This is a genomic window from Cohnella caldifontis, assembly GCF_029360585.1.
In the GTDB taxonomy this organism is placed as follows: Bacteria; Bacillota; Bacilli; order Paenibacillales; family Paenibacillaceae; genus Cohnella; species Cohnella caldifontis.
Genome location: NZ_JAQZSJ010000013.1, coordinates 51,879 through 73,289 on the forward strand (window position 1 = coordinate 51,879; position 21,411 = coordinate 73,289).

Annotated in this window: 20 protein-coding genes; 10 read left to right on the top strand and 10 right to left on the bottom strand. The window is 53.3% G+C overall.

The window, feature by feature from the left end:
- Nucleotides 1–63 precede the first annotated feature (63 nt).
- A complete protein-coding gene (gene sigK, locus PTZ19_RS17310) occupies nucleotides 64–765 on the top strand; it encodes an RNA polymerase sporulation sigma factor SigK (RefSeq protein WP_276356337.1) in 702 nt (233 codons plus the stop codon).
- 389 nt (nucleotides 766–1,154) lie between these two features.
- Here the strand turns inward: sigK and PTZ19_RS17315 are convergent, their stop codons facing one another.
- The 6 genes from PTZ19_RS17315 to PTZ19_RS17340 all read right to left on the bottom strand — a co-directional run bounded on the left by PTZ19_RS17315 (nucleotide 1,155) and on the right by PTZ19_RS17340 (nucleotide 6,409).
- On the bottom strand, nucleotides 1,155–3,005 hold the full coding sequence (locus PTZ19_RS17315; protein WP_276356338.1) for a hypothetical protein: 1,851 nt from the start codon (nucleotides 3,003–3,005) through the stop codon (nucleotides 1,155–1,157).
- Nucleotides 2,995–3,330, bottom strand: a complete 336-nt coding sequence (locus PTZ19_RS17320) for a hypothetical protein (RefSeq protein WP_276356339.1) — start codon at nucleotides 3,328–3,330, stop codon at nucleotides 2,995–2,997. Before PTZ19_RS17320 ends, PTZ19_RS17315 begins: the two co-directional genes overlap by 11 nt.
- Nucleotides 3,327–3,851 (bottom strand): hypothetical protein, encoded by a 525-nt coding sequence (locus PTZ19_RS17325; protein WP_276356340.1) that lies wholly within the window; start codon nucleotides 3,849–3,851, stop codon nucleotides 3,327–3,329. Before PTZ19_RS17325 ends, PTZ19_RS17320 begins: the two co-directional genes overlap by 4 nt.
- Entirely contained in the window at nucleotides 3,832–3,999 is a 168-nt protein-coding gene (locus PTZ19_RS17330; protein WP_276356341.1) for a hypothetical protein, read from the bottom strand. Before PTZ19_RS17330 ends, PTZ19_RS17325 begins: the two co-directional genes overlap by 20 nt.
- 172 nt (nucleotides 4,000–4,171) lie before the next feature.
- Complete coding sequence (locus PTZ19_RS17335; protein WP_276356342.1) at nucleotides 4,172–5,923, bottom strand: DUF2075 domain-containing protein; 1,752 nt, start codon at nucleotides 5,921–5,923, stop codon at nucleotides 4,172–4,174.
- A 153-nt stretch (nucleotides 5,924–6,076) separates the two neighbouring features.
- A complete protein-coding gene (locus PTZ19_RS17340; RefSeq protein WP_276356343.1) occupies nucleotides 6,077–6,409 on the bottom strand; it encodes a nucleotide pyrophosphohydrolase in 333 nt (110 codons plus the stop codon).
- A gap of 243 nt (nucleotides 6,410–6,652) precedes the next feature.
- Here PTZ19_RS17340 and PTZ19_RS17345 point away from each other — a divergent pair, with 243 nt between their 5' ends.
- Both PTZ19_RS17345 and nudK read left to right on the top strand, forming a co-directional pair.
- Nucleotides 6,653–7,849 (top strand): MerR family transcriptional regulator, encoded by a 1,197-nt coding sequence (locus PTZ19_RS17345; protein WP_276356344.1) that lies wholly within the window; start codon nucleotides 6,653–6,655, stop codon nucleotides 7,847–7,849.
- 5 nt (nucleotides 7,850–7,854) lie between these two features.
- Nucleotides 7,855–8,838: a GDP-mannose pyrophosphatase NudK gene (gene nudK / locus PTZ19_RS17350; protein ID WP_276356345.1), complete on the top strand. Its 984-nt coding sequence runs from the start codon at nucleotides 7,855–7,857 to the stop codon at nucleotides 8,836–8,838.
- 17 nt (nucleotides 8,839–8,855) lie between these two features.
- Here the strand turns inward: nudK and PTZ19_RS17355 are convergent, their stop codons facing one another.
- Both PTZ19_RS17355 and PTZ19_RS17360 read right to left on the bottom strand, forming a co-directional pair.
- Nucleotides 8,856–10,541: a sensor histidine kinase gene (locus PTZ19_RS17355; RefSeq protein WP_276356346.1), complete on the bottom strand. Its 1,686-nt coding sequence runs from the start codon at nucleotides 10,539–10,541 to the stop codon at nucleotides 8,856–8,858.
- A gap of 1 nt (nucleotide 10,542) precedes the next feature.
- Nucleotides 10,543–12,081, bottom strand: coding sequence for a response regulator (locus PTZ19_RS17360; protein WP_276356347.1), 1,539 nt, complete (start codon nucleotides 12,079–12,081; stop codon nucleotides 10,543–10,545).
- A gap of 235 nt (nucleotides 12,082–12,316) precedes the next feature.
- Between PTZ19_RS17360 and PTZ19_RS17365 the strand changes: the two genes are divergently transcribed.
- From PTZ19_RS17365 to PTZ19_RS17395, 7 genes are all read left to right on the top strand, one after another.
- Nucleotides 12,317–13,234 (top strand): ABC transporter permease, encoded by a 918-nt coding sequence (locus tag PTZ19_RS17365; RefSeq protein ID WP_276356348.1) that lies wholly within the window; start codon nucleotides 12,317–12,319, stop codon nucleotides 13,232–13,234.
- A 31-nt stretch (nucleotides 13,235–13,265) separates the two neighbouring features.
- The gene (locus PTZ19_RS17370) at nucleotides 13,266–14,198 is read left to right on the top strand and encodes a carbohydrate ABC transporter permease (RefSeq protein WP_276356349.1); all 933 of its coding nucleotides are present in this window, start codon (nucleotides 13,266–13,268) and stop codon (nucleotides 14,196–14,198) included.
- 50 nt (nucleotides 14,199–14,248) lie between these two features.
- Nucleotides 14,249–15,871: an extracellular solute-binding protein gene (locus PTZ19_RS17375; protein WP_276356350.1), complete on the top strand. Its 1,623-nt coding sequence runs from the start codon at nucleotides 14,249–14,251 to the stop codon at nucleotides 15,869–15,871.
- Between the two features lie 101 nt (nucleotides 15,872–15,972).
- Nucleotides 15,973–17,517, top strand: a complete 1,545-nt coding sequence (locus tag PTZ19_RS17380; RefSeq protein ID WP_276356351.1) for an ABC transporter substrate-binding protein — start codon at nucleotides 15,973–15,975, stop codon at nucleotides 17,515–17,517.
- A gap of 20 nt (nucleotides 17,518–17,537) precedes the next feature.
- The gene (locus tag PTZ19_RS17385; RefSeq protein ID WP_276356352.1) at nucleotides 17,538–18,620 is read left to right on the top strand and encodes an alpha/beta hydrolase family protein; all 1,083 of its coding nucleotides are present in this window, start codon (nucleotides 17,538–17,540) and stop codon (nucleotides 18,618–18,620) included.
- Entirely contained in the window at nucleotides 18,617–19,582 is a 966-nt protein-coding gene (locus tag PTZ19_RS17390) for a pectinesterase family protein (RefSeq protein ID WP_276356353.1), read from the top strand. Before PTZ19_RS17385 ends, PTZ19_RS17390 begins: the two co-directional genes overlap by 4 nt.
- Before the next feature lie 744 nt (nucleotides 19,583–20,326).
- Complete coding sequence (locus PTZ19_RS17395; RefSeq protein ID WP_339329339.1) at nucleotides 20,327–20,635, top strand: cyclic-phosphate processing receiver domain-containing protein; 309 nt, start codon at nucleotides 20,327–20,329, stop codon at nucleotides 20,633–20,635.
- Nucleotides 20,636–20,670: 35 nt separating this feature from the next.
- On the opposite strand, the gene PTZ19_RS17400 is transcribed toward PTZ19_RS17395, so the two are convergent.
- Together PTZ19_RS17400 and PTZ19_RS17405 are read right to left on the bottom strand one after the other, a co-directional pair.
- Nucleotides 20,671–21,018 carry a hypothetical protein gene (locus PTZ19_RS17400; protein ID WP_276356355.1) on the bottom strand — a complete coding sequence of 116 codons (348 nt, stop codon included), beginning with the start codon at nucleotides 21,016–21,018 and terminating at the stop codon, nucleotides 20,671–20,673.
- A 47-nt stretch (nucleotides 21,019–21,065) separates the two neighbouring features.
- A complete protein-coding gene (locus PTZ19_RS17405) occupies nucleotides 21,066–21,269 on the bottom strand; it encodes a hypothetical protein (RefSeq protein WP_276356356.1) in 204 nt (67 codons plus the stop codon).
- Between the last annotated feature and the right edge of the window lie 142 nt (nucleotides 21,270–21,411).

Sequence of the window (21,411 nt, forward strand, 5' to 3'; positions counted from 1 at the left end):
ACCCTCATACAATGGTAATGTTCTGTTCGCAACATCGACCTACACAGCGGAGGTGGCTTGCGCGTGCCCGGTTTCATCGCTTCGATTGCGCTGTTCCTGAAACAGCTCTCGCTCCTGGTCTCCTACGTCAAAAACAACGCCTTCCCCCAGCCCCTGACGGATGAAGAAGAAGCCCTGCACCTGCAGCGGATGGGCGAAGGGGATCCGCACTCCCGCAACCTGCTGATCGAGCACAACCTGCGGCTCGTCGCCCACATCGTCAAGAAGTTCGACAACACCGGGGAAGATTTGGAGGATCTGATCTCCATCGGCACGATCGGCCTGATCAAAGCGATCGAGAGCTTCCAGGTCGGCAAAGGCACGAAGCTCGCGACGTTCGCCGCCCGTTGCATCGAGAACGAGATCCTGATGCACCTCCGTTCCCTGAAGAAGACGCGGAAAGACGTCTCGCTGCACGACCCGATCGGCACGGACAAGGAAGGCAACGAAATCACGCTGCAGGACATCCTCGGCACCGAGACCGACGAAGTCGTGGACAAAGTGCAGCTGAAAATCGAGAAGAGCAAAATCTACCGGAATTTAGATATCCTGGATGAACGGGAGCAAGAAGTCATTCGGGGACGCTTCGGCCTCGACGGCGGCGGGGACGAACGCACCCAGCGCGAGATCGCGCGGGAGCTCGGCATTTCGCGCTCGTACGTGTCGCGCATCGAGAAGCGGGCGCTGATGAAGCTGTACCATGAGTTTTATAAGGCGAAGAAGTGATAGGCTTCTAGAGATGCGCAATCCCGCCGTGCGGTAGCGTGGCGGGATTGCGTGTTTTCGGTTGGTGCACATTATTTGTGCCTATTTTCTGTTCGGTATATTCAACCAAGTGCGGTATCAATTTCTGTACGATACATAAACTTGCTGTGTTTCGCCTCCAATACAATCTCTCCCTTCGCATGAAAGTTATCAATAACAATTAAGTGGTCGATTAAGTAAGCGCAAGAAGTAAATCTTGAATCTTTATGGCCCGGATGTTAGTGAGCAAAGACACGAAGACCGCGACGTTTGCGGTGCGCTGTATCAAAAACGAGATTTTAATCAGGGGTGATTAAAAACAAAGGAACCGCACCGAATGGGCTGGTTCCTTTAATTTAACTAACATCTCCTTAGCTTTTCAAAAGTTTGTCATGCTTAAACAAAGTCAAAATTACATTGTCCTCATTGTAAAGCTGACTCTCCTTAATACTTCCCGTTAGGAATACTTGACCTGTTTCTGTCTGTTCAACTAATTCAAGAAATCTACTGTATTTATCATGATCTAAATCTTTATCCTTTGGAGAATCAAATAAAACGAATCCTAGATGATTTATGTCAACAATATCCTTAACTTGAAACAACGAATTAATGTATGTTAATCGTGTGGCCACTTTTAAGCTTGCCGATGAAATATTTTTTACTTCAGTTTCACTTATTACAGGTGAGTATTCTGAATCAATTGAAGCACTTAGATTTTCTCCAAAAATGTAATCTAGTTGATTTGAAAATAAATCTATCCATTCATCTAGCTTTTCACTGTCTGTAAACTTAATTGTTTTCTCTAAATCGTCTAATACTTCCCTAGCTTCAGCAATCTTACTTTCAATTTCATTTTTTTCAGTTCTTAATTTATTTCGATGTTCTAAATATTTTAAATACGACTCTAATTGTTGTTCTTCCTTCGTCAAAACTGCTAAACGAACTTTTATAGATTCAATTAAATCCTCCACAGGATTTTGGATTTCTTTTTGTTTTTTCAAAAAATCAAATCTATATTTCGCTAATTTACTTTCAATATTCTTCATTTGATTCTCGTAATCTTTAATCTGATCAAAGATTTCTTTCCGTAAATTACTTGCTTCGTAAAATGACTCTTCTAACATTCTTTTGTATTGCGAAACCTTTTCTATATCATTTGCTCCAATAGGGTTTTTGCAAAATGAACATTCATTTTCATTAAGATTGTGGGTGTGTGAATCAATAATGTTTAGACAGACAGGGCACCTTTCAACAGGAATATGAGTGATTACTTGTCTAGCTACAATCATTTTTTTTAATTTTTTTATTTCTAGTTGTAGAGTATTTGACATATTTGTCACATCGTCGCGTTCAAGAGTTAAATCCCTTATTTTGTTGCGAAGTTCAAGGATTTCTTCTTTGAACTTTATCATTTCATTGTCAACTATTTTGATATTTAATTTTTCGAGTGAGGAAAGATATTTAGCATTTTCAATTGACAGCTTTTCCTTCTCTTCATAAATCTTTTGTAATTTTCCCTTGATTTTGTTAGTGTCTCTTATCTTTTGTAACTCAGAATGTTCATCCGCATTTACCTCTTCAAGCATATCTAGCTTAGCATTAACGTTTGAACGTTCCTTAAGTAGGGATTGTAGCTTAAACCTCGCTTTTTGTACTTCATTATTATCTTTTCCTAGAATTGCCTCGATAATGGCTTTTTTTATCAGTTCTTGATTATTAATATAGCTCTTCTTTACTCCGCCGAGGTCAGCGATAATTTTAAACGCCGGTGTATCTTGGTCAGCAGTTATCGCTCTTAATAAGAAGTAGTATCTCATGCTGGCTTTGTTATTATTTCCATAAATAATTTCTTGCTTTTCAAAGCCTTCATTTTCAAGCAAAAAATCAGAAAACTCATCTAATTCCATGATCTGGACTTCTTCTTCTAGAAGCATTCTATCTTGATTCATCGGAACAATAATTATCGTTTCTGAAAATGGCAGTTTTCTTATTATTCGATATATATTTCCATTTTTTAGTTCAACATCAAGTTCTACATTTGTAGTTAAATTGTGTTTTGAGATTTCGTCAATAAAGTTCTCAATATTAGTACCCAACGCATACAGAATTAATTTTATTAATGTTGTCTTTCCTGTGTTATTTTCACCCAATATATAATTTATTTTACCAAAGGTAATAGATAAACCAAGAGTTCCTTTTACCGTTAATTTCTCAATGAACATCAGTCATTGCCTCCTTGAACTGTTTCAGAACATGGAGACCTTCATTAGTAATTAATATCTGAGAATTAAATTCTGATTCATTCTCTATCTTGATCAATCGTCTACTTGTCAGAATCACAATGGCTGTGTCTAAAGAATTTATTGCTTCATTAGAACGTCTGCCTATAAGATTGTGAACCAATGAAATTCGATTATATTTCAAACCAAAAGTTTGTCTGGATGACAGTCTTTCCAATAGTTGAATTGAGCAAAGAAAAGGATCTAACTCAACATCTTCATCAAAAAACCAATCTTTTGGACGATCTATAAACATTAATACATTCATGACGCATCATCAACCTTCCATCTTAATGCGCAGTTTGATGTTGCAATATAAAGGAGACCCTCTAGAAAGGCCTCATCAATATTTAAAATATCTTCAAATCGACTAATAATCCTTGGGAATTCTCTAAATATATCTTCACTTTTGTACTTTAAAAGTTCCCCATCTTCTAGGGGCATTACAACCTTCGAAACCGCCGTCAAAAGATTCTCATACACATCTGATAAAATTTGTTTTCCATGTTCGGACTTTTTCAAGTCAAAAATAATACTAAGTGCATTCAACTTTGCAGAAATTGCTCTAAGGCGCATTTGACTGTTCATCTTTCCGGCGATCAATTTTTTGAGTAAAGTAGAATTGTCTTGATCCTTATCCAAGTCAAATGTAGGTTCTTTTCGTATAGGCTTAGTTGCTTTAGATTCGTACTCTTGATATACGATTTGTTTATCGATTTTGTCTCTGCCAATTAGATCACGACCGACTTTATTGTGGGATTGCTCTATATTACCTGCCAATCTTATCACGTCCCACAAAGTCACCCTTCACTTGGTTGTGTGACTGAGTAATTTGATTTCTATTGCTTATTTTCACTTTCATGATGACAAAACTTAAAGTAGCCCCGGCTAAAAATGAAACAATGTAGCCGATAACATCTTTCAAAGTAATGTCCAAGTTTCTCTCTCCCTAATAAATGTTATTAATTAGGTAAAGAGTAACAATTTCCATGCCTCTTGCCTAGTATGCAAGTAAATTTTTATAAATATATTGAAACCTTTGGACTATCTACTATTGCTTTTCATCATCCATTGAAATAAATGCATCTTTTCGAAATTCGTCTTGAATTCTATATAGATTGAGTTTCACTTTGCGCATCCATCATCAAAATCCGGCCCCACTGAGCCTTCAGATACGCTTGAAGCTCAGGATTACGGCAATACAGGAAGCAACCTTTCATGCCCCTTGAGATCAAGACTTTGTATATATTTTTAATTAGCTTCGTCAGTTGTTGGTTATCGTTTTTCAGTCCCTTTTTTCCAAGCTTGTCCTTGTATTCCTCGTAATCCGCATATATCCGCTTCTCGCTCGGATCATACTTCAGATCGTTGCCGATGATGACGCCCACGTAATCGAATTCCAGTCCTTGCGAGGTGTGAACGCACCCGATCTGCTCAACTCCTCTCTCATCGATCGCCCAGGTGGACAATGCTCTCCCGTTCCAGGGCATTTTGAATTGATGCTCGGGGATGTCCACGTCTTCGATCTCTCCGTTCGGGTTGCCGTTCTTCGCGTCCGTCCAATTCCAAGCATATCCGGCCAACATGCGAGCTTTACAGCCCTCGTGCACCTTCTCCTTGATGTGATCGTAAACGGTATGGGGACTGTCCATCAGGACGAACTGAAAGACATCCTGATCCCATCCGTTAAAGTTGCCCGTCTCCCGGATCTGAAAAATATGATCGATCCAGTTCAGGAAACCTTCCGCCCCCGAGCAGCGAAATTGCGCCGACAACGCATATTCGAGGACTTCCGAACCGTTCAACCTTGCGATGCGTTTGATCTCTTCGACGGTGCCGATATCGTCCGGGCGAATGCGCTGGAAATCATCGATAAAGAACACGTTAACTTTAGACGCTTTGATGATATCCTCGATCTGATTCTCGCCCTGGTACATGTAGGCGCCTTTCCCCTTCAGCCGATGGGCTTCATCCACGATCAAGACGTCAAAGAAGTCGGAAGGCGAATCGAAAAATTGACCGGAGCCGACGAATAAATTTCGAGCCCTCGTTTTGTTCTTGGGCTGCTGCTTCACCAAAGTTTCCACCATTGCCGACCGAAAAGAAGCATTTGGAGCCACGAACTTCACGTTCAATTTGTGCTTGAGCAGACCGCCCAATGCATTCATCGAGATGACCGACTTGCCGGTGCCGGGGCCGCCTTTCACGATCACCGTCTTCTTCTTCGCGATATCCTTCGCAGCGCTCAAGATCGATTCGTAGGCAATCTTCTGTTCGTCCAATAGGGTGAACTCCGCATTCCCTTTGAAAAGTCCGTCGATATGGTCGATGAGCTTCTTGGAAGGGCGGATTTTCCCGTTCTCGATCAAGTACAGCAGATTAATTCCATTGCCTTGGCCCGTATGCTTACGGATAAACTCCTGAAGCTTGAATGTATCTTCGGATAAAAATAAAGGCGATTTTTGAATGATGGGTTGATATTGCTTGCTCTGAAGCGGATCCGGTTGCGGAGTTCTGTAATTGTGCAAATAGGCACAGGAGTAACTGCGGAGTTGATGGGATTGGACGGCCTCATTCATATCTTCTAAATACTGTCGATAGGACCATGCCTGATAAGAAGGATGCGTCATTTCCCTCTCTTTGCCCCCGACGCATGCCAGAACCACGTCCTCGCGGTCCGTTGCTTTAGCCGAGTCCCATTGCTTCAATTCCACGATAATAAAATTGTTATTTCCGTACTCATCCTGTCCCGTCACGATAAAATCGACTCTTTTGCTGGTAGCCGGAATGTTGTATTCGATCAGGATCCCGCAATCGTCCGCGATTTTGGAATTGCGGATGACGCGCTCCATGAATTGCATCGAGTTATTCCATGCTCGAATCTCTCCGGAGCTAGGCTGTTTCCCCATTTTTTTGACGAATGCCTCTTCGATCGTTACCGTAAGCAGGTTGCTATCGACTTTTTCCCGAAATTCACGAGCGCTGCTGCTATAAATGATCAACGTCCGCACCCTCTACAGTTCCGTATATTTGTCCTTCCGTCCGAAAGCCTTTTCGATCGGATACTTTCTTTCGTTCTGTGCGAGCTTGTTCCGAATGACATCCTCAATCTTTAGATCCAACGCATCCGCCAGATAAATCGCATAGATGAGGACATCCGCCAGTTCTTCCGCAATGCTCTCTATCTTTCCTTCCAGCGCTTCCTCGGACGTTTTCCATTGGAAATTTTCCAATAGTTCGGAGGCTTCGATGCTAAGCGAGATGGCTATGTCCTTCGGATTGTGGAACTGCTCCCAATTGCGGCTCTGCCGGAAGCCAAGAACGGCATTCACGATTTCCTCATTCATCGTTACACTCCAACCCTTAAACATTAGAATTATATATAAGATTTAAATATAAGTATCAAAATTCCTCCTATTTCGATAAAGTTCAACCTATCTAACGCGTCACCGACAATCAAATCGTCCGGACTTCGATAGTCGTGCAAAATTCCCCTTGCAGGTGACGCAACGTCACCCGATATACTTGGTATCAACGGCCGCATTTCCAACAATCGGTAAGGGGGACTGACCACGCTGCAGAACGAAGACTTGCTGACGACGGGCCAACTCGCCATGCAAACGGGGATCACCCTGCGCACGCTGCGGTACTACGACCAGATCGGCCTATTGACTCCGGTCGACCGTCACGAAGCCTCCTCCGCCCGCAGATATTCCAAGGAAAATTTGAACCGCCTGCAGAAAATCCAGACTTTGAAGTATGCCGGCATGTCCCTTCAAGAGATTCAAGAGGTGCTATCCGAGGATTCGGCGGCCGGCCGCGACTTCCGCAGCTCGCTGCAGGCGCAAGTCGAGGTGCTCCGCCGCAAGATCGCCCACGAGGAAAATATCATCCAGGCGATCCGCAAAGTCCTGGATCCCGTCCCCGGCGAGCCCCCGGGGGAGAACCCTGTCCCCGACCCCGACCGATTGCTCGAGATCATACAAGCCGTGCAATTCGAACAGCGCGGGGTCGAGCAGTACCGGACGGCCGCCCGCCTGCAGACCCGAAGGCACCTCTATGATCGCTTCAGCATGAATCCGCATGGATGGCATCGCTGGGTGTTCGAGCAGCTGGAGCCGCGTCCCCGCGCGACTATCCTGGAACTCGGCTGCGGCGACGGCACCCTCTGGGAGCGGAACGCGGACCGGATCCCGGAGGACTGGCGGATCACGCTTTCGGACGTTTCCAGTGGCATGATCGACGAAGCGTTGCGCCGCATCGGAGCGGAACGGCCGCAATTCAAATTTCTGACGGCCGATGCGCAGCGGATCCCGTTCCATGAAGAGCAATTCGACCTTGTCATCGCCAACAATCTGCTCTATCACGTTCCGGATCTTCCAGCGGCCATTCGGGAAATCCATCGCGTGCTCAAACCCGGGGGGTTGCTGTACGCTTCGACGATGAGCCAAGCGCATTTGCGAGAATTGGAGCAGCTTGCGGTCTCGTTCGATCCCGGCATGCACGTGCTCGATGACGCCATCGACCGCTTCCATTTCGGCAACGGCGAGGAGCGGCTCTTTCCGGTCTTTCAAGACGTACGCCTATTGCGTTACGAAGATCGATTGATTGTCACCGAAGCCGAGGCGCTGATCGATTACGTCGTTTCGACGCCCATGAACGCCCGGTTACTGCTCGCCGGAACGGTCATGGAAAAGTTTCGAAAACATGTCGAGCATGCCCTGCAACAAAACAAAGGCGTCATCGAAATGACCAAAGAAAACGGAATGTTCATCGGGAGGAAATAACCATAATGACGGAACAGCGGAATGCCAGAGTGCGAAACGTACGCGAGGAACTCTTATCGGACAATTGGTACGTATTGAAAAAAGTCACCTTCGACTATCGGAAAGATAACGGAATTTGGGAGACGCAGTCGCGCGAGGTGTATGACCGCGGCAACGGCGCGACGATTCTCCTTTATAACCGCGAGAAGCAGACGGTAGTCCTGACCCGGCAATTCCGGATGCCGACCTACAAGAACGGCAACGAGACGGGGATGTTAATCGAAACGTGCGCCGGCCTTCTGGATTCCGATACGCCGGAGGCGAGCATTCGGAGGGAGACGGAGGAGGAAACGGGGTACCGGATCGACAAGGTGCGCAAGATCGGCGAAGCCTACATGTCCCCGGGATCCGTCACGGAAATCCTGCACTTCTTCACGGCGGAGTACGATTCCGGGATGAATGTCGGCCAGGGCGGCGGTTTGGAGGAGGAGCAGGAAAACATCGAGGTGCTGGAGCTTCCGTTCCGGCAGGCGCTGAACATGGTCGACACCGGCGAAATCAAAGACGCCAAGACGATCCTGCTGCTGCAATACGCGCAAATTCACGGTTTGCTGGCGCCTGAACCGGAGCCGGTAACGGAGTCGAAACCCTTGCACATCCTAATCGCCGGTCCCTACCGTTCCGGAACGGGCGACGACCCCGGGAAGATCGAACGGAATCTCCGGTACATGAACGAAATCGCCCTTCAAGTATACGAAGCCGGCCATATGCCCGTGTTGGGCGAATGGTATGCGCTGCCCCTTCTCGCCACGGCGGGCTCCAGACGTCTGGGCGACGAAATTTTCGACCGGATCTTCCACCCTTCGTCGGTTCGGCTCCTGGAACATTGCGACGCCGTGCTGCGGGTCGGCGGCCCTTCGAAAGGCGCGGACGAGATGGTCGACGCCGCCCGCAGGAAAGGCAAACGGATCTTCGAAAGGATCGCCGATCTCCCGGCGGTCCGCTCGTAACCCATCGCGCCATCCGATCATTCGGCCGATCCCGCCGCCCGGTATTTCGGGAATCGCAAATATACCGTCGTGCCCCGGTCCGGTTCGCCGGCGATTCGAACGCCGTAAGGCGGACCGAAGCGCAGTTGAATGCGGTCATGCACGTTTTTCAGGCCGTATCCGGCGGTAGACGCGGTGTTCAGGATCTCCCCCGCGACTTCCGGCTCGATGCCCGGACCGTTGTCCGAAATCGAGAATTCCATATCGCCGCCCGCGGAATAACCCCGCAGGACGATCCGGCCCCGGCGGCTTCCCTTGCGCAGCCGGTCGATGCCGTGTTCCAGCGCGTTTTCCAAAACCGGTTGGAACACCAGATGGATCATATCATACTGCAGCAGCTCCTCCTCGACTTCGCATACGAAATCGAAGTTATGGTCGTGCATGACGAGCTGAATCTCCATGTACGCCGAGGCGTTTTCCAGCTCGTTCGCCACGGCAATGATGCTCCGGCCCTTGTTCAACACGGTCCGGTAAAACCGCGACACCGAATGGGTCAGCTGGCTGATCTCCATCGCGTCGATTTCGAGCGCCTTCCAATTGATGATCGAGAGGGTATTATACAGGAAATGGGGGTTGATCTGCGTCTGCAACGCCCGCAGTTCGGCCTCCTTCTGCGTGATCTTGCTCTGGTAGACTTCCTCGATCAGCCGGTTGATATTGGCCAGCATGTTCCCGAACCGGTTGGTCAGTTGGCCGATTTCGTCTTTCGATACGCTGCCGACGTCGACTTTCAGATTGCCCGTCTCCACGATCAGCATTTTCTTGTTCAGATTGACGATCGGCTTGACGAACCCTTTGGAGAAAAGCCCGATGATCAGCAGCAGGATCAGCAGGCAGACGACCGCGATCAGCAAAGTGGCGCCGACGATGCTGTTCGCGTTGACGGCCAGACTCCATTTCGGCGTGTCGATCATGAGCTTCCAACCCGTCAGCGGGATGTCTTTCGTAATGGACAAGACGCCGTCGTTCGCGTTCCACTCTTTTCCTTCCGCGTTCACGAGCTTCGTCATCAAAGTCCGCCCTTGCCGGTCCACGATCCGAACGCCGTAGGCGTCGGCCTGAAGGTCCTCCAGTCCTTGAAACATGCCGTCCGCGTCGATGCTGAGGAACAGCAGCGCGGGCTTCCGGCCTTCCGCTTCCGCGCGTCCGTCCTCGAACGGCCTGGCCGCGAACAGTTTGCCGTTTACCAGGTTCCACTGCGTGGCCGACGCCCGAAGGCCGGATCCGTCCCAGCGCATGTTGGCGAGCAGCTCCAGCGGCAAAATGTATTCGCCCCGCAGGATGTTCGGGTTATCCGTAAAGACCGAGATTTGCAGCAGGTCTTTGTTGAAGTCCAGGATGTTGCTGAAGAACGGGTCGACGTAATCGCGGTACAGCAAGGGGAAATCCCCGTTATTGGCGACGAAGATTTGCTTAAACACGACGTTCTGCGTAATCGAGTTGATGATCGACTCATGCTGCTCGGCCCGGTAATTGATGGTCGTGGCGAGCTGGCCGATCGAACCGTCGAGGTTCTGCTCGGCCTGCCGGATCAGGAACCGGCTCGCTTGCGCGTAGGAGAATGCCCCGAGCATCAGCAGCGGGATCAGCGAGACGATGAGATAGGACAAGATCAGCTTATGGCGGAAGCGCAGGTCTTTGAACCGGTTCAGCACGTACGCCATGTCAGCCCCTGCCTTCCCGGTATTTGGCCGGGCTGATCCCGTGGTGGTGTTTGAAAATTTTGCAGAAGTACGAATCGTTCGGATAGCCGACTTGCGCGCTGATGTCCGCGATGGAGAGATGGGTGGACCGCAGCAGCTCGGCCGCTTTCCGTATCCGAACTTGCGTCAAATATTTAACGAACGGCTGGCCCATTTCCTTCGTGAACAAGTAACTGAGGTAGGTTTGCGTCAAGTACACCCGGTCGGCCAGCCAGCCGAGGCTGATCGGCTCCGCGTAATGCTCCTCGATCAGCTTCACGATGTCTTTGATCGCTTTCTTCGTATGATCGGGACTCGATTCTTCCGTATCCCCCGTTCGACTGATCCAACCGGTAAAACTCCGCTCCAGGCTCGCCAGCGTCGGGCTCCCGAAAATTTCTTCGACGCACTGCCGGAGCTCCTCCGCTTCATGCTTCCCCCGGGCCTGCAGCAGCTTCTTGGCCATCTCCGCGCATAAATACTTGACGAAAATCTGCGAATGCTGCCCGCTGCCTTCGACGGTTTTGAAGAACAATTCGACTCCCCTGCGGTAACCGAACCCGTCTTGGGCCTCCAGATGCCAATTGACCGTCTCGACCAGCTTGGGCAGCACGGCCGACAGATCGCGTTTCGCCTGGCTTTCGTCCGTATACAGGACCGCGCCGTTCGGATGGAAGAATTTCTCCTCGGCCGTGGATTCCATGCAACGGAATTCCTCGGCGATCCCCCAAGGGTCCGATACCGGCCGCCCGATGACGATCGTCACGTTCCCGGCGTTTAACGCGGCGGCGAGTTCCTCCTGGAGCCGGCGGCCCAACTCGCTGGGCTCCCGCTCTTCATTCGGCTCGGAAGACAGGAACAACAGGCTTTGGTGCTCGTTCAGGTTGACGATCTCCAGGCCTGAGGGACACACGGCCCGGACTGCGGCCGCGAACCGATCGTCCGCCGCCCCGAATACCGGATCCTCCGTATCGACGAGAACCAAACGGACGTTCCGGGCGTCCCAACCGAACCCCGCCTGCGCCAGCTGATCCGCGGACAGATGGAGCGTGCCGTACAGCAGCCCGAGGAGCAGGTTCTCCCTTTCGTGCTCCATTCCTTTGGCATACCCCTCGAGGAGCCGTTTCTCCCTTTCCTTCTCCTCTTGTTCTTGCCTGCAGGTTTCCAATACGCGGGCAAACTCCCGGGTGAAATCGCCGACGTCGATCGGTTTGAGCAAATAGGAGAAAATATGGTGCTCGATCGCCTGCCGGGCATACTCGAACTCGCCGTAGGCGCTGAAAATGATGATTTTGAGCCCGGGAAACCGTTCCCGCGCCCTCCGGCACAGCTCCAGTCCGTCCATGAAGGGCATCTTGATGTCGGTGAGCAGGATATCGACCGGCTCGGCTTCGAGAACGTCCAGCGCTTCTTCGCCGTTGTCCGCTTCCAACACCTCAAGCTCCAGCCCGTATTTCCGGATCAGGAACCGGATCCCCCTCCGTTCGATATGCTCGTCGTCCACGACCAGTATCCGGAACACGGGACTCCTCCTCTCGCGCGCGAAGAAACCGTTTCCACCCATTTTAACAAAATTCCCGGGTCCGCGAGTATGACATTTTCTTGCGAATCTTGTTCGGATTTTAGGTTCGCGGAAGCCGGCTTCAAAAGCGCAAGAAAGGGATACGGATCGAAAAATCGTTGGATTCAGCGCTTTCGGGACCTCTGCTACACTGGGGCTGTCAAACGGTTGAACGCTGAGGGAAAGGAGAAACGACGTGGACAACAAGGGGATTCCCCTGCGCAAGCTGATTCGACGGGACAAATGGCTGCTGCTGATGTTTTTGCCGATTTTCCTGTACTACTTCGTCTTCTGCTACTTGCCCATGCCCGGGGTGCTGATCGCGTTCAAAAATTTCGTGCCGGGGCACGGGATGTTCGGGGGAGATTGGGTCGGGCTCAGATGGTTCGAGCAATTCGCCCATTCCCGGTACTTCTTCCGGCTGCTGCGGAACACGTTCCTGCTCGCTTTCTACCCGCTGCTGTTCGGGTTCTGGATTCCCATCCTGTTCGCGATCTGCGTCGTGGAAATCAAGAACGGCCTGTTCAAACGGTTCGCCCAGACGGTGACGTACCTCCCGCATTTCATCTCCACCGTGGTCGTCGCCGGCATGATCGTCAATTTCCTGTCCCCTTCGGACGGCGTCGTGAACGCGTGGCTCGTGAAGCTCGGCATGGAGAAAATCAACTTCATGATGGAGCCGGACTGGTTCCGGACGATTTTCACGGCCAGCGGCATCTGGCAGAGCTTCGGCTTCAGCTCGATCATCTACATCGCGGCGATCATGGGCATCGATCCGGAAATCTACGATTCCGGCAAGATCGACGGCGTGGGCAAATTCCGCGAGCTCTGGCATCTCACCCTGCCCAGCCTGAAGCCGACGATCGTCATCCTGCTGCTGCTCTCGATCGGCGGCATCATGAGCGTCAATTTCGAGAAAGTGTACCTGCTGTACAACCCCTCCACGTACGAGACGGCCGACGTCATCTCGACTTACGTGTACCGGCAAGGGATCGAATCCAAAAACTTCAGCTTCGCCACCGCGGTAGGCTTGTTCAATTCGCTCGTCAGCTTCGTTCTGGTCTATTTCGCCAATCGGATGAGCCGGCGCTGGAACGAAATGTCGCTGTGGTAACCGAAACGGAGAACGGAGAATGGAGAACGGTATGGAAAAAACTTGGGCGAATCGGGGCGAGCCGGCCGTCGGCCGGACCCGGGGCGGAGGTTCTTGGGCGGACAAAAGCTACACGGCATTGGTCTACCTCATCACGATACTGGCCGTATGCGTCACGCTGTACCCGTTCCTTTATGTCGTCAGCGTCTCCTTCAGTTCGGTGGATGCGATCAACCGCAAGCTGGTGACGCTGTTCCCGGTGGATTTCAGCCTCTCCGGCTATAAAATGGTGCTTCAATATCCGGAGCTGTGGCGCGCCTACTACAACACGATTTGGTACACGGTCGTCGGCACGGCGGCCAATCTCTTGGCGACATGCCTGGCGGCGTATCCGCTGTCGCGCAGAAGGTTCTTCCTGCGGCGGAAGCTCAACTTCTTCATCGCGTTCACGATGTATTTCTCCGGCGGGCTGATTCCGCTGTATATCGTGATCACCGATCTCGGCCTCTATAACACGAGATGGGTCATGGTGCTTCCGGTGCTGGTCAGCACGTTCAACGTGATGATTCTCCGTTCGGCGTTCGAGAACCTTCCGGAGGAAATCTTTGAAAGCGCCGCCATGGACGGGGCCCGGGACTTCACGCTGATGGCCCGGATGGCCGTCCCGCTGGCGAAGCCGACGATCGCCGTATTGGCCCTCTACTATGCGGTCTGGCACTGGAACGACTTTTTCAATGCGCTTCTCTATCTCGGCCGGCAGGAACTGCAGCCGTTGCAGATTTTCCTGCGCAGGGTGCTCATCATGGCTTCGCCGGAAGTCATGCAGAAGATGGGCGGACAGACGGAAGCCGCGTCGCTCGCGGTATCGACGCTGCAAGTGCGTTACGTCACCGTCGTCGTCAGCATCGTGCCCATCATCATGGTTTACCCCTTCATCCAGAAGTATTTCGTGAAGGGGATTACGCTCGGGGCAGTAAAAGGGTAGTTCCTTTCTGCATAGATGTCGTTTTCCAATACTCAAGGGAGGTAACGCACGTGAAAAAGAGAGTACGGAAATGGGCAAGCTTGACGATCTCGGGCGCCGTGATCGCGCTGCTTGCGGCAGGCTGCTCGGGAGGCGGTTCCGAGAGCAAAAGTTCCGGCGCCGGAGCGGCACAAGGAGGGGCTAGTCCATCGGCGGCAACGTCCGCCGGCTTCGCGTATGACGGGAAAGGACCCGTTACCGACAAGCCGGGCACGCTGAAGATTTTGGCGACCAACTCCTGGTACAACAACGTGGATTTGGCCAAGGCGCCGATCGTCCAGGAAATCGCCAAGCGGGCCGGCGTCACCGTCGATTGGGAGCTGCTCGCGCCCGGAACGTATCAGGACGCGATCAATCCCCGGCTGGCGGCCGGCCGGGACTTGCCGGACATCGTATACAATACGGATCAAGACCAGACGATGAAAAACATCCAGGCGGGTCTGTTCGTCCCGCTGAATGAATACATCGACAAATACGGCGTGAACGTCAAGAAGATGTTCGAGAAATACCCGGATCTGAAAGCCAGCTTGACGACGCCGGACGGCAAAATCTATTACCTGCCGCAGCTCGCGGTGACCAAGAATTACATGCCGCTCTGGATGGTGAACGTCAAATGGCTGGAGAAGCTGAGCCTTGGGGAGCCGGCCACGCTGGACGAATTCACGGAGATGCTGCGCAAATTCAAAACCGGGGATCCGAACGGCAACGGCAAGGCGGACGAAATCCCGATGACGATGGATCCGAAATTCCTGGGCATGGCGTTCGGCACTTCGTTCGGCTTGGACTTGTCCAACCTTTTCTACGCCGACGACGGCGGCAAAGTCCACTACTCGTACTACGAGCCTGCCTACAAAGAATATCTCGCTTACCTGAACGGCCTCTATAAGGAAGGACTGCTCGAATCCGACTACGCGAGCACGACGTCGGACCAGGTCACGTCCAAGTTCTCGCAGGACATCAGCGGCGTCACCTTCAACTTCAGCTGGCATCAGTCGATGACCTACAGCCCGCTGTATAAGGATTACGATCCGAGCAAGCCCCTGATCAAAGGAATCGCGCCGCTCAAAGGACCGCACGGGGACGCGTTCTATCTCGGCCGCAATCCGATCACCGGCATCTTCGGCGTGTCCAAGGACGCGAAGGATCCGGAGCTCGCGTTCAAATTCCTGGATTACGCCAGCAGCGAGGAAGCCAAGGAGATTTACGCATGGGGGCTGGAAGGCCAGACCTACACGGTCGCGGACGGCAAGAAGCAGTTCACGGAGCAGGGCAAAGACAACGACTTCATCCAGCAATTCGGCATTAATCCCGTCAACATGCCGATCGAGCAATCGGTCGACGCAACCGACGTCCTGGTAGCGCCATGGCACGCTCAGCTCGACAAAGAGATGGAGAAATACATCAAGCCGCCATACCCGTTCATCTATGCGCTGGCCGAAGAAGCTTCCGTAGAAAATACGATCATGCCGGACATCACGACCTACACCACGGAAATGGAAGCCAAGTTCATTACGGGCAAAGAGAGCCTCGACAACTTCGACAAGTACCTGGGCACGCTGAAAAGCATGGGCATCGAAGATGTCCTCAAGGGCAGGCAGGCCCAGTACGACCGGTATTTGGCCGCGGGCAAATAAACTTGCGGAATCGACGGACACAGCAGCGGAATCTGGCGCTGTTGTGTTCGTCTATGTTATGGTGAGTTTGAAAACGGTTACGGCTTGGAGGAGAAATCCGCATGAAGAAATCGACCCTATTCCTCTCGCTTGCGATCCTTGCGGCGGCCGCGCTGGCATTCGCCGCGTTCCGGACGAGTCTCCCGCATCGCGAGACAGCCTCCTCCCCGGCCTGGCCGATTCCCGCTTCCTCGTTAACCGCGTCATCCGAACTGCAACCCGCGGAGCTCAAGCTTCTGTTTCCCGGAGAACCGCCGCGGGATCTCGCCGAAGTGACCCGGGCGGTCGAGGCCAAGCTGGCGGCGGACGGCTTGCCGTTTAAACTCTCCTTCACGTTCGTCGATTTCGGCCAATACGGAAACAAGGAATGGCTGCTCGACGCGACCGGCGAGACCTACGATATCGGGCTGACTTCCTTTTCCGATCTGGCCGGCCTGGTCGCGAAGAAAGCGCTGGCTCCCTTGGACGAAGCGTTATCGCGTTTTGGACGCGAAATTTTGCGGAACAGCCCGACTTACGCCATGCAAGGAGTGACCGTGGGCGGGAAGATTTACGGGATCCCCCGCGTCATGCCGATTGCCGAATTCCAGAGCTTCGTGCAAATCCGTTCCGATCTGCGCGTCAAGTACGGGATCCCCGAAATCCGGAAAGCGGCGGACATGGACGCCTATTTGCAAGCGATTTCCGAGCACGAACCCGGCATCGTTCCCTATTTTTACGACTCCGGCCGCTTTCTGCTGCGGGAATACGGCGACGTCGCGTTTCTCGCCGGCAATTACTTGAATTCCCCCGTCTACATCGATCCCTCGGACCCCTTGCTTCGGGTTCGGATCACGTATGACTCCGATTTTTTCCGCAATATCATGGGCAAGTTGCACGAATGGCAAAAGAAAGGCTACACGCCGACGTTCGTCGCGGCCACGGAGGAAATGCCCGATCCGGAAAAAGCTTTCTACGAAGGGAAGATCGCCGCCACGTGGAGCGTGGTCATGAAACAGACGGAGAGGATCGACGCTTTCAAAGCCGCGTCGCCGGAAGGCGAGTTGGAAAACGTGTATCTGCATCCGGAGAAGCCGAAATATTTGTTCACCGGGGCGGATAACATTCTTTCCGTGTTTTCGACCAGCCGGCACGTGAACGAGGCGGTCGCGTTCTTGAACTGGGTGAGAAGCAGCCAGGAAAATTACGATCTGTTCACGTACGGCATTCGGGACGTGAATTACAAGCTGGAGGGAGACGCCCTCTCCTATGACGGCATCCCCGCGGACAAGCGATACGTTCCGATCAGCTGGGCCTGGGACGACATCCGGTTCGCCCGGTTCAGCCGCTACATCTCTCCGGAATACGCGGCCGAGCTCCGGAACTGGGACCTTGAGGCCGTCTCCTCGCCCACGCTCGGCTTCGTGCCGGATCTGTCCCCCATCAAATCGGAGATGGCCCAACTGAACGTGGTCATTTCCGAATATTTGTCAAAGCTCTACGACTATCGGACGGATTGGGACGGGACGATGCGGCAATTCCGGGAAAAGTTGAAGGATGCCGGAATCGATCACGTAGCCGCCGAGCTGCAGGAGCAATTCGATGCCTTCCATTCCGCGAACCGTTGACGAAAGGAAGTTGATGATGCATGGATAGTGCGAAACGTTCCATCGGAACCGAATATTATCCCTCTCTGCCCTCGATGATGAACCGGATGCAAGCAACCGGCCGGGCGCTGGGCCTGCAGGCGCACGATAGGGATGCTTACGTGGAGTGGCGCCGAAATCTTCGGGAGAAACTGGCTGAACTGACGGGCCTCGGGCGGATGATCCCTTGCGACTTGTTGCCCCAGGAAATGGGGGAGCCCCGGCTGTTGGACGGGTACCGGCGGGAGAAGCTGCGGATCCAGACCGAGCCGGACGTCTGGATGCCGTTCTATGTGCTGGTCCCGGACGGATTGGAGGAAGGAGAGAAGCGGCCCGTCGTCATCGCGGCCCACGGCCATTTGGGAGGCGGCAAGGAATCCGTCGCGGGAGTCGCGGATCATCCGGCCGTCCGTCAGGCGATCGAGGAATACGGATACGACTACGGCGTGCAGCTGGTCCGGCAGGGCTATGTCGTCCTCTGCCCGGACGCGCGCGGGTTCGGGGAACGGCGGGAGTATTGGATGCAAGGCGACGAAGCGTCCCAAGTGCTCGGCGCCTCCTGCAATCACTTGAACCACGCGGCCGTTGCCATGGGCCATGCGTTGATCGGCTGGCTGACGTGGGATTTGCAGCGCTTGATCGACTTCATCCCCTCTTTGCCCTATGCCGACGCCGACCGGATCGGCTGCGTCGGATTTTCCGGCGGCGGCATGCAGGCGTTATGGCTGGCGGCGATGGATGAACGCGTGCGCGCCGTTGTCGTCAGCGGCTATTTCAGCGGATATCGCGACGTCTTGCTGCTGGGTACGCATTGCGGCTGCAATTACGTCCCCCGTCTCTGGGAATACGCCGATTACGGGGATATCGGGGCGCTTGTCGCGCCTCGCCCGATGCTGGTGGAAAGCGGGGACGACGACCGCAACAGCGGGCCCCGCCGGCTCGCCAACGTGACGGAGCAGTTGGACGTAACGCGGAAAGCCTATGCGCTGTTCGGAAGCGAGGACCGTCTCGTCCATGCGTTCTGCCGGGGCGGACATCGGTGGTACGGCGAGCGGACGGCGGAATTTCTGGAGCATGCGTTATGAGGCATGTGACGGTGGCTGCGGACGGCAGCGGCGATTGCAAAAGCATCCAGGAAGCGGTCGACCGCATCCCGGACGGCATCGTGGAACCGACGACCATCCTCGTCAAGAACGGCATTTACCGGGAGAAACTGTTCATCGGCAAGCCGTTCGTCCGCCTCATCGGCGAAGATCCGGCCCGCACGATCGTGACGTTTGGCGACCATGCGACGAAGACGTTTCCGAACGGGGAGCCGTACCATACGTTCAACGCCTATACCGCGTTTATCGGCGGAGACGATTTTACGGCCGAGCGGATTACGTTCGAGAATGCGGCCGGTCCGGGAGAGCAGGTCGGGCAAGCGTTGGCCGCTTACGTCGATGCCGACCGGGCCGTGTTCCGGGAATGCCGGTTTCTCGGCTTTCAGGATACGTTGTTCACCGGTCCGCTTCCGCCTCGGCCGCGGGACCGGGCGTCCTTCGGCGGCCCGCGCGAAGGGGCGCCGACGCGCCCCGCGAGACAATACTATGAGCGGTGTCATATCGAGGGCGACGTGGATTTCATTTTCGGCTCGGCCACGGCGGTGTTCGACCGCTGCGACATCGTATCCAAGCGCGGCGGATGGATCTCGGCTCCTTCCACGCCGGAAGGCGTGCCTTTCGGATACGTGTTTATCGGCTGCACATTGATCGGCGACGCGGCGGCGCGATCGGTTTATCTAGGCCGTCCTTGGCGGAACTTCGCGAAAACGGTTTTCTTGGATTGCTGGATGGGCGAGCACATTCATCCCGAGGGCTGGTCCCGGTGGAACGCGTCGGAAAGCGTGGCGTCGGTCGAATTCGCGGAGTACGGCAATCGGGGTCCCGGCGCTTCGGACGGCGGCACGCGGGTCGACTGGTCCCGGCAGCTGACGCCTGAAGACGCCAGCTTGTACACTGTAGCCCGGATCCTGGGCGGAGACGACGGCTGGAATCCTTCTTCGTAACTGGTGGATCAGACATTCGAACTGAACTGTTCAATTAACGTACGTCATACGTTATTTCGCCGAACTCTGCACCGAGCCGCTCAATTAGCGTACGTCATACGTTATTCTGCCGAACTCTGCACCGAGCCGCTCAATTAGCGTACGTCATACGTTATTTCGCCGAAATCTGCACCGAACCGCTCATTTAACGTACGTTATACGCTATTTCGCCGAACTCTGCACCGAGCCGCTCAATTAGCGTACGTCATACGTTATTCTGCCGAACTCTGCACCGAGCCGCTCATTAAACGTACGTCATACGTTATTCTGCCGAAATCTGCACCGAACCGCTCATTTAACGTACGTCATACGCTATTTCGCCGAACTCTGCACCGAGCCGCTCAATTAGCGTACGTCATACGTTATTCTGCCGAACTCTGCACCGAGCCGCTCAATTAGCGTACGTCATACGCTATTTCGCCGAAATCTGCACCGAGCCGCTCAATTAGCGTACGTCATACGCTATTTCGCCGAAATCTGCACCGAGCCGCTCAATTAGCGTACGTCATACGTTATTCCAGCGAATTCGCCATAATCGTAAGACCTTCCGTCAACATGGACGGAAGGTCTTTGTTTTGCCGCGTGGACCCAGCCAGAATTAGGCGGCCGCCGATGTGCGTTCACCTAGGAGAATCGCGCGATCCGACATAGGATAACTCAGGCCTTGCTGGGAAAAATCATGGGCTGGAAAGGGTTGTCTTCTTCATGAACGTTTTTCTGGACGACACTCGCCCCTGTCCGAAGGGGTTCCGTATGGCCCGAACGGCGAAAGCGTGCATGCGGTTCATCGCCCGCCATAAAATCAAAGTGTTATCGCTGGACCACGATCTCGGGTATGAAAAACCGACGGGGTACGACGTGGCCAAATACATCGTGCGCACCAAGCGGTTCGCCGATAAAATCATCATCCACAGCGCCAACCCCATCGGATCGGTCCGGATGTTCATGCTGCTGAGCAAGCATAAGCCGAAACACGTGAAGATCGAAGTCAAGCCGCGGCCGTACCGGCTGTAGACGGCCGGATCGCCGAACCGCGGCTCCCGCACCGCCTACAGGCGCTCCACCTGAAGCGATGAGATTTTCTTCATCGTATACGTCTCCCGCAGCTTCTCCTCGGAGATGACGTTCAGCTTGACCAACCCGGCGATTTTGGACGGATCCGCCTTGGAGACGAGGCGCCAGACCTCCGCGTCCGGCAACGCTTGGTACAGCTTCTCGTCGTCGTACTCCCTCCGGTCCTGCGCGATCACCCGCACCCGGTACCGCCCGATTTCCGTGTCCGTGACCCCCGACTCCGCGCAATGGTCCAGGATTTGCTGCCGCAGCTCCGAAAGCTCCTGCTCGATCTCCCGCTGTTTCTGCTTGAGCTGGAAATACCGACCGACCGCCTTGTCCACCGAATTCACGCTCCTTTAGGTCCATGTATATGAACCGGGGGCGTGTTTTAGTCGGGAAGGCGGTCAGTCGGTCGTTCGGTTGTTCGGTTGTTCGGTCGTTCGGTCACTCGGTCGTTCAGCCGTTCGTCCGTTCGGTCGTTCGGTTGGTCGTTCGGTTGGTCGTTCGGTTGGTCGTTCGGCTGGTCGTTCGGTTGGTCGTTCGGTCGTTCGTTCGGTCGTTCGTTCGTTCGTTCGGTCGTTCGTTCGGTCACTCGGTCGTTCGTCCGTTCGGTCGGTCGGTCACTCGGTCGTTCGTCCGGTCGGTCGTTCGGTCACTCGGTCGTTCGTCCGGTCGGTCGTTCGGTCACTCGGTCGTTCGTCCGGTCGGTCGTTCGGTCACTCGGTCGTTCGTCC

Excerpts from the sequence above, each read along its gene's own strand:
- PTZ19_RS17370 (WP_276356349.1), top strand. The coding sequence starts at position 13,266 with ATGGAAAAAACTTGGGCGAATCGGGGCGAGCCGGCCGTCGGCCGGACC.
- nudK (WP_276356345.1), top strand. The coding sequence starts at position 7,855 with ATGACGGAACAGCGGAATGCCAGAGTGCGAAACGTACGCGAGGAACTC.
- PTZ19_RS17320 (WP_276356339.1), bottom strand. The coding sequence starts at position 3,330 with ATGAATGTATTAATGTTTATAGATCGTCCAAAAGATTGGTTTTTTGAT.
- PTZ19_RS17315 (WP_276356338.1), bottom strand. The coding sequence starts at position 3,005 with ATGTTCATTGAGAAATTAACGGTAAAAGGAACTCTTGGTTTATCTATT.
- PTZ19_RS17395 (WP_339329339.1), top strand. The coding sequence starts at position 20,327 with ATGAACGTTTTTCTGGACGACACTCGCCCCTGTCCGAAGGGGTTCCGT.
- PTZ19_RS17340 (WP_276356343.1), bottom strand. The coding sequence starts at position 6,409 with ATGAATGAGGAAATCGTGAATGCCGTTCTTGGCTTCCGGCAGAGCCGC.
- PTZ19_RS17380 (WP_276356351.1), top strand. The coding sequence starts at position 15,973 with ATGAAGAAATCGACCCTATTCCTCTCGCTTGCGATCCTTGCGGCGGCC.
- PTZ19_RS17355 (WP_276356346.1), bottom strand. The coding sequence starts at position 10,541 with ATGGCGTACGTGCTGAACCGGTTCAAAGACCTGCGCTTCCGCCATAAG.
- PTZ19_RS17385 (WP_276356352.1), top strand. The coding sequence starts at position 17,538 with ATGGATAGTGCGAAACGTTCCATCGGAACCGAATATTATCCCTCTCTG.
- PTZ19_RS17335 (WP_276356342.1), bottom strand. The coding sequence starts at position 5,923 with ATGCAATTCATGGAGCGCGTCATCCGCAATTCCAAAATCGCGGACGAT.
- PTZ19_RS17390 (WP_276356353.1), top strand. The coding sequence starts at position 18,617 with ATGAGGCATGTGACGGTGGCTGCGGACGGCAGCGGCGATTGCAAAAGC.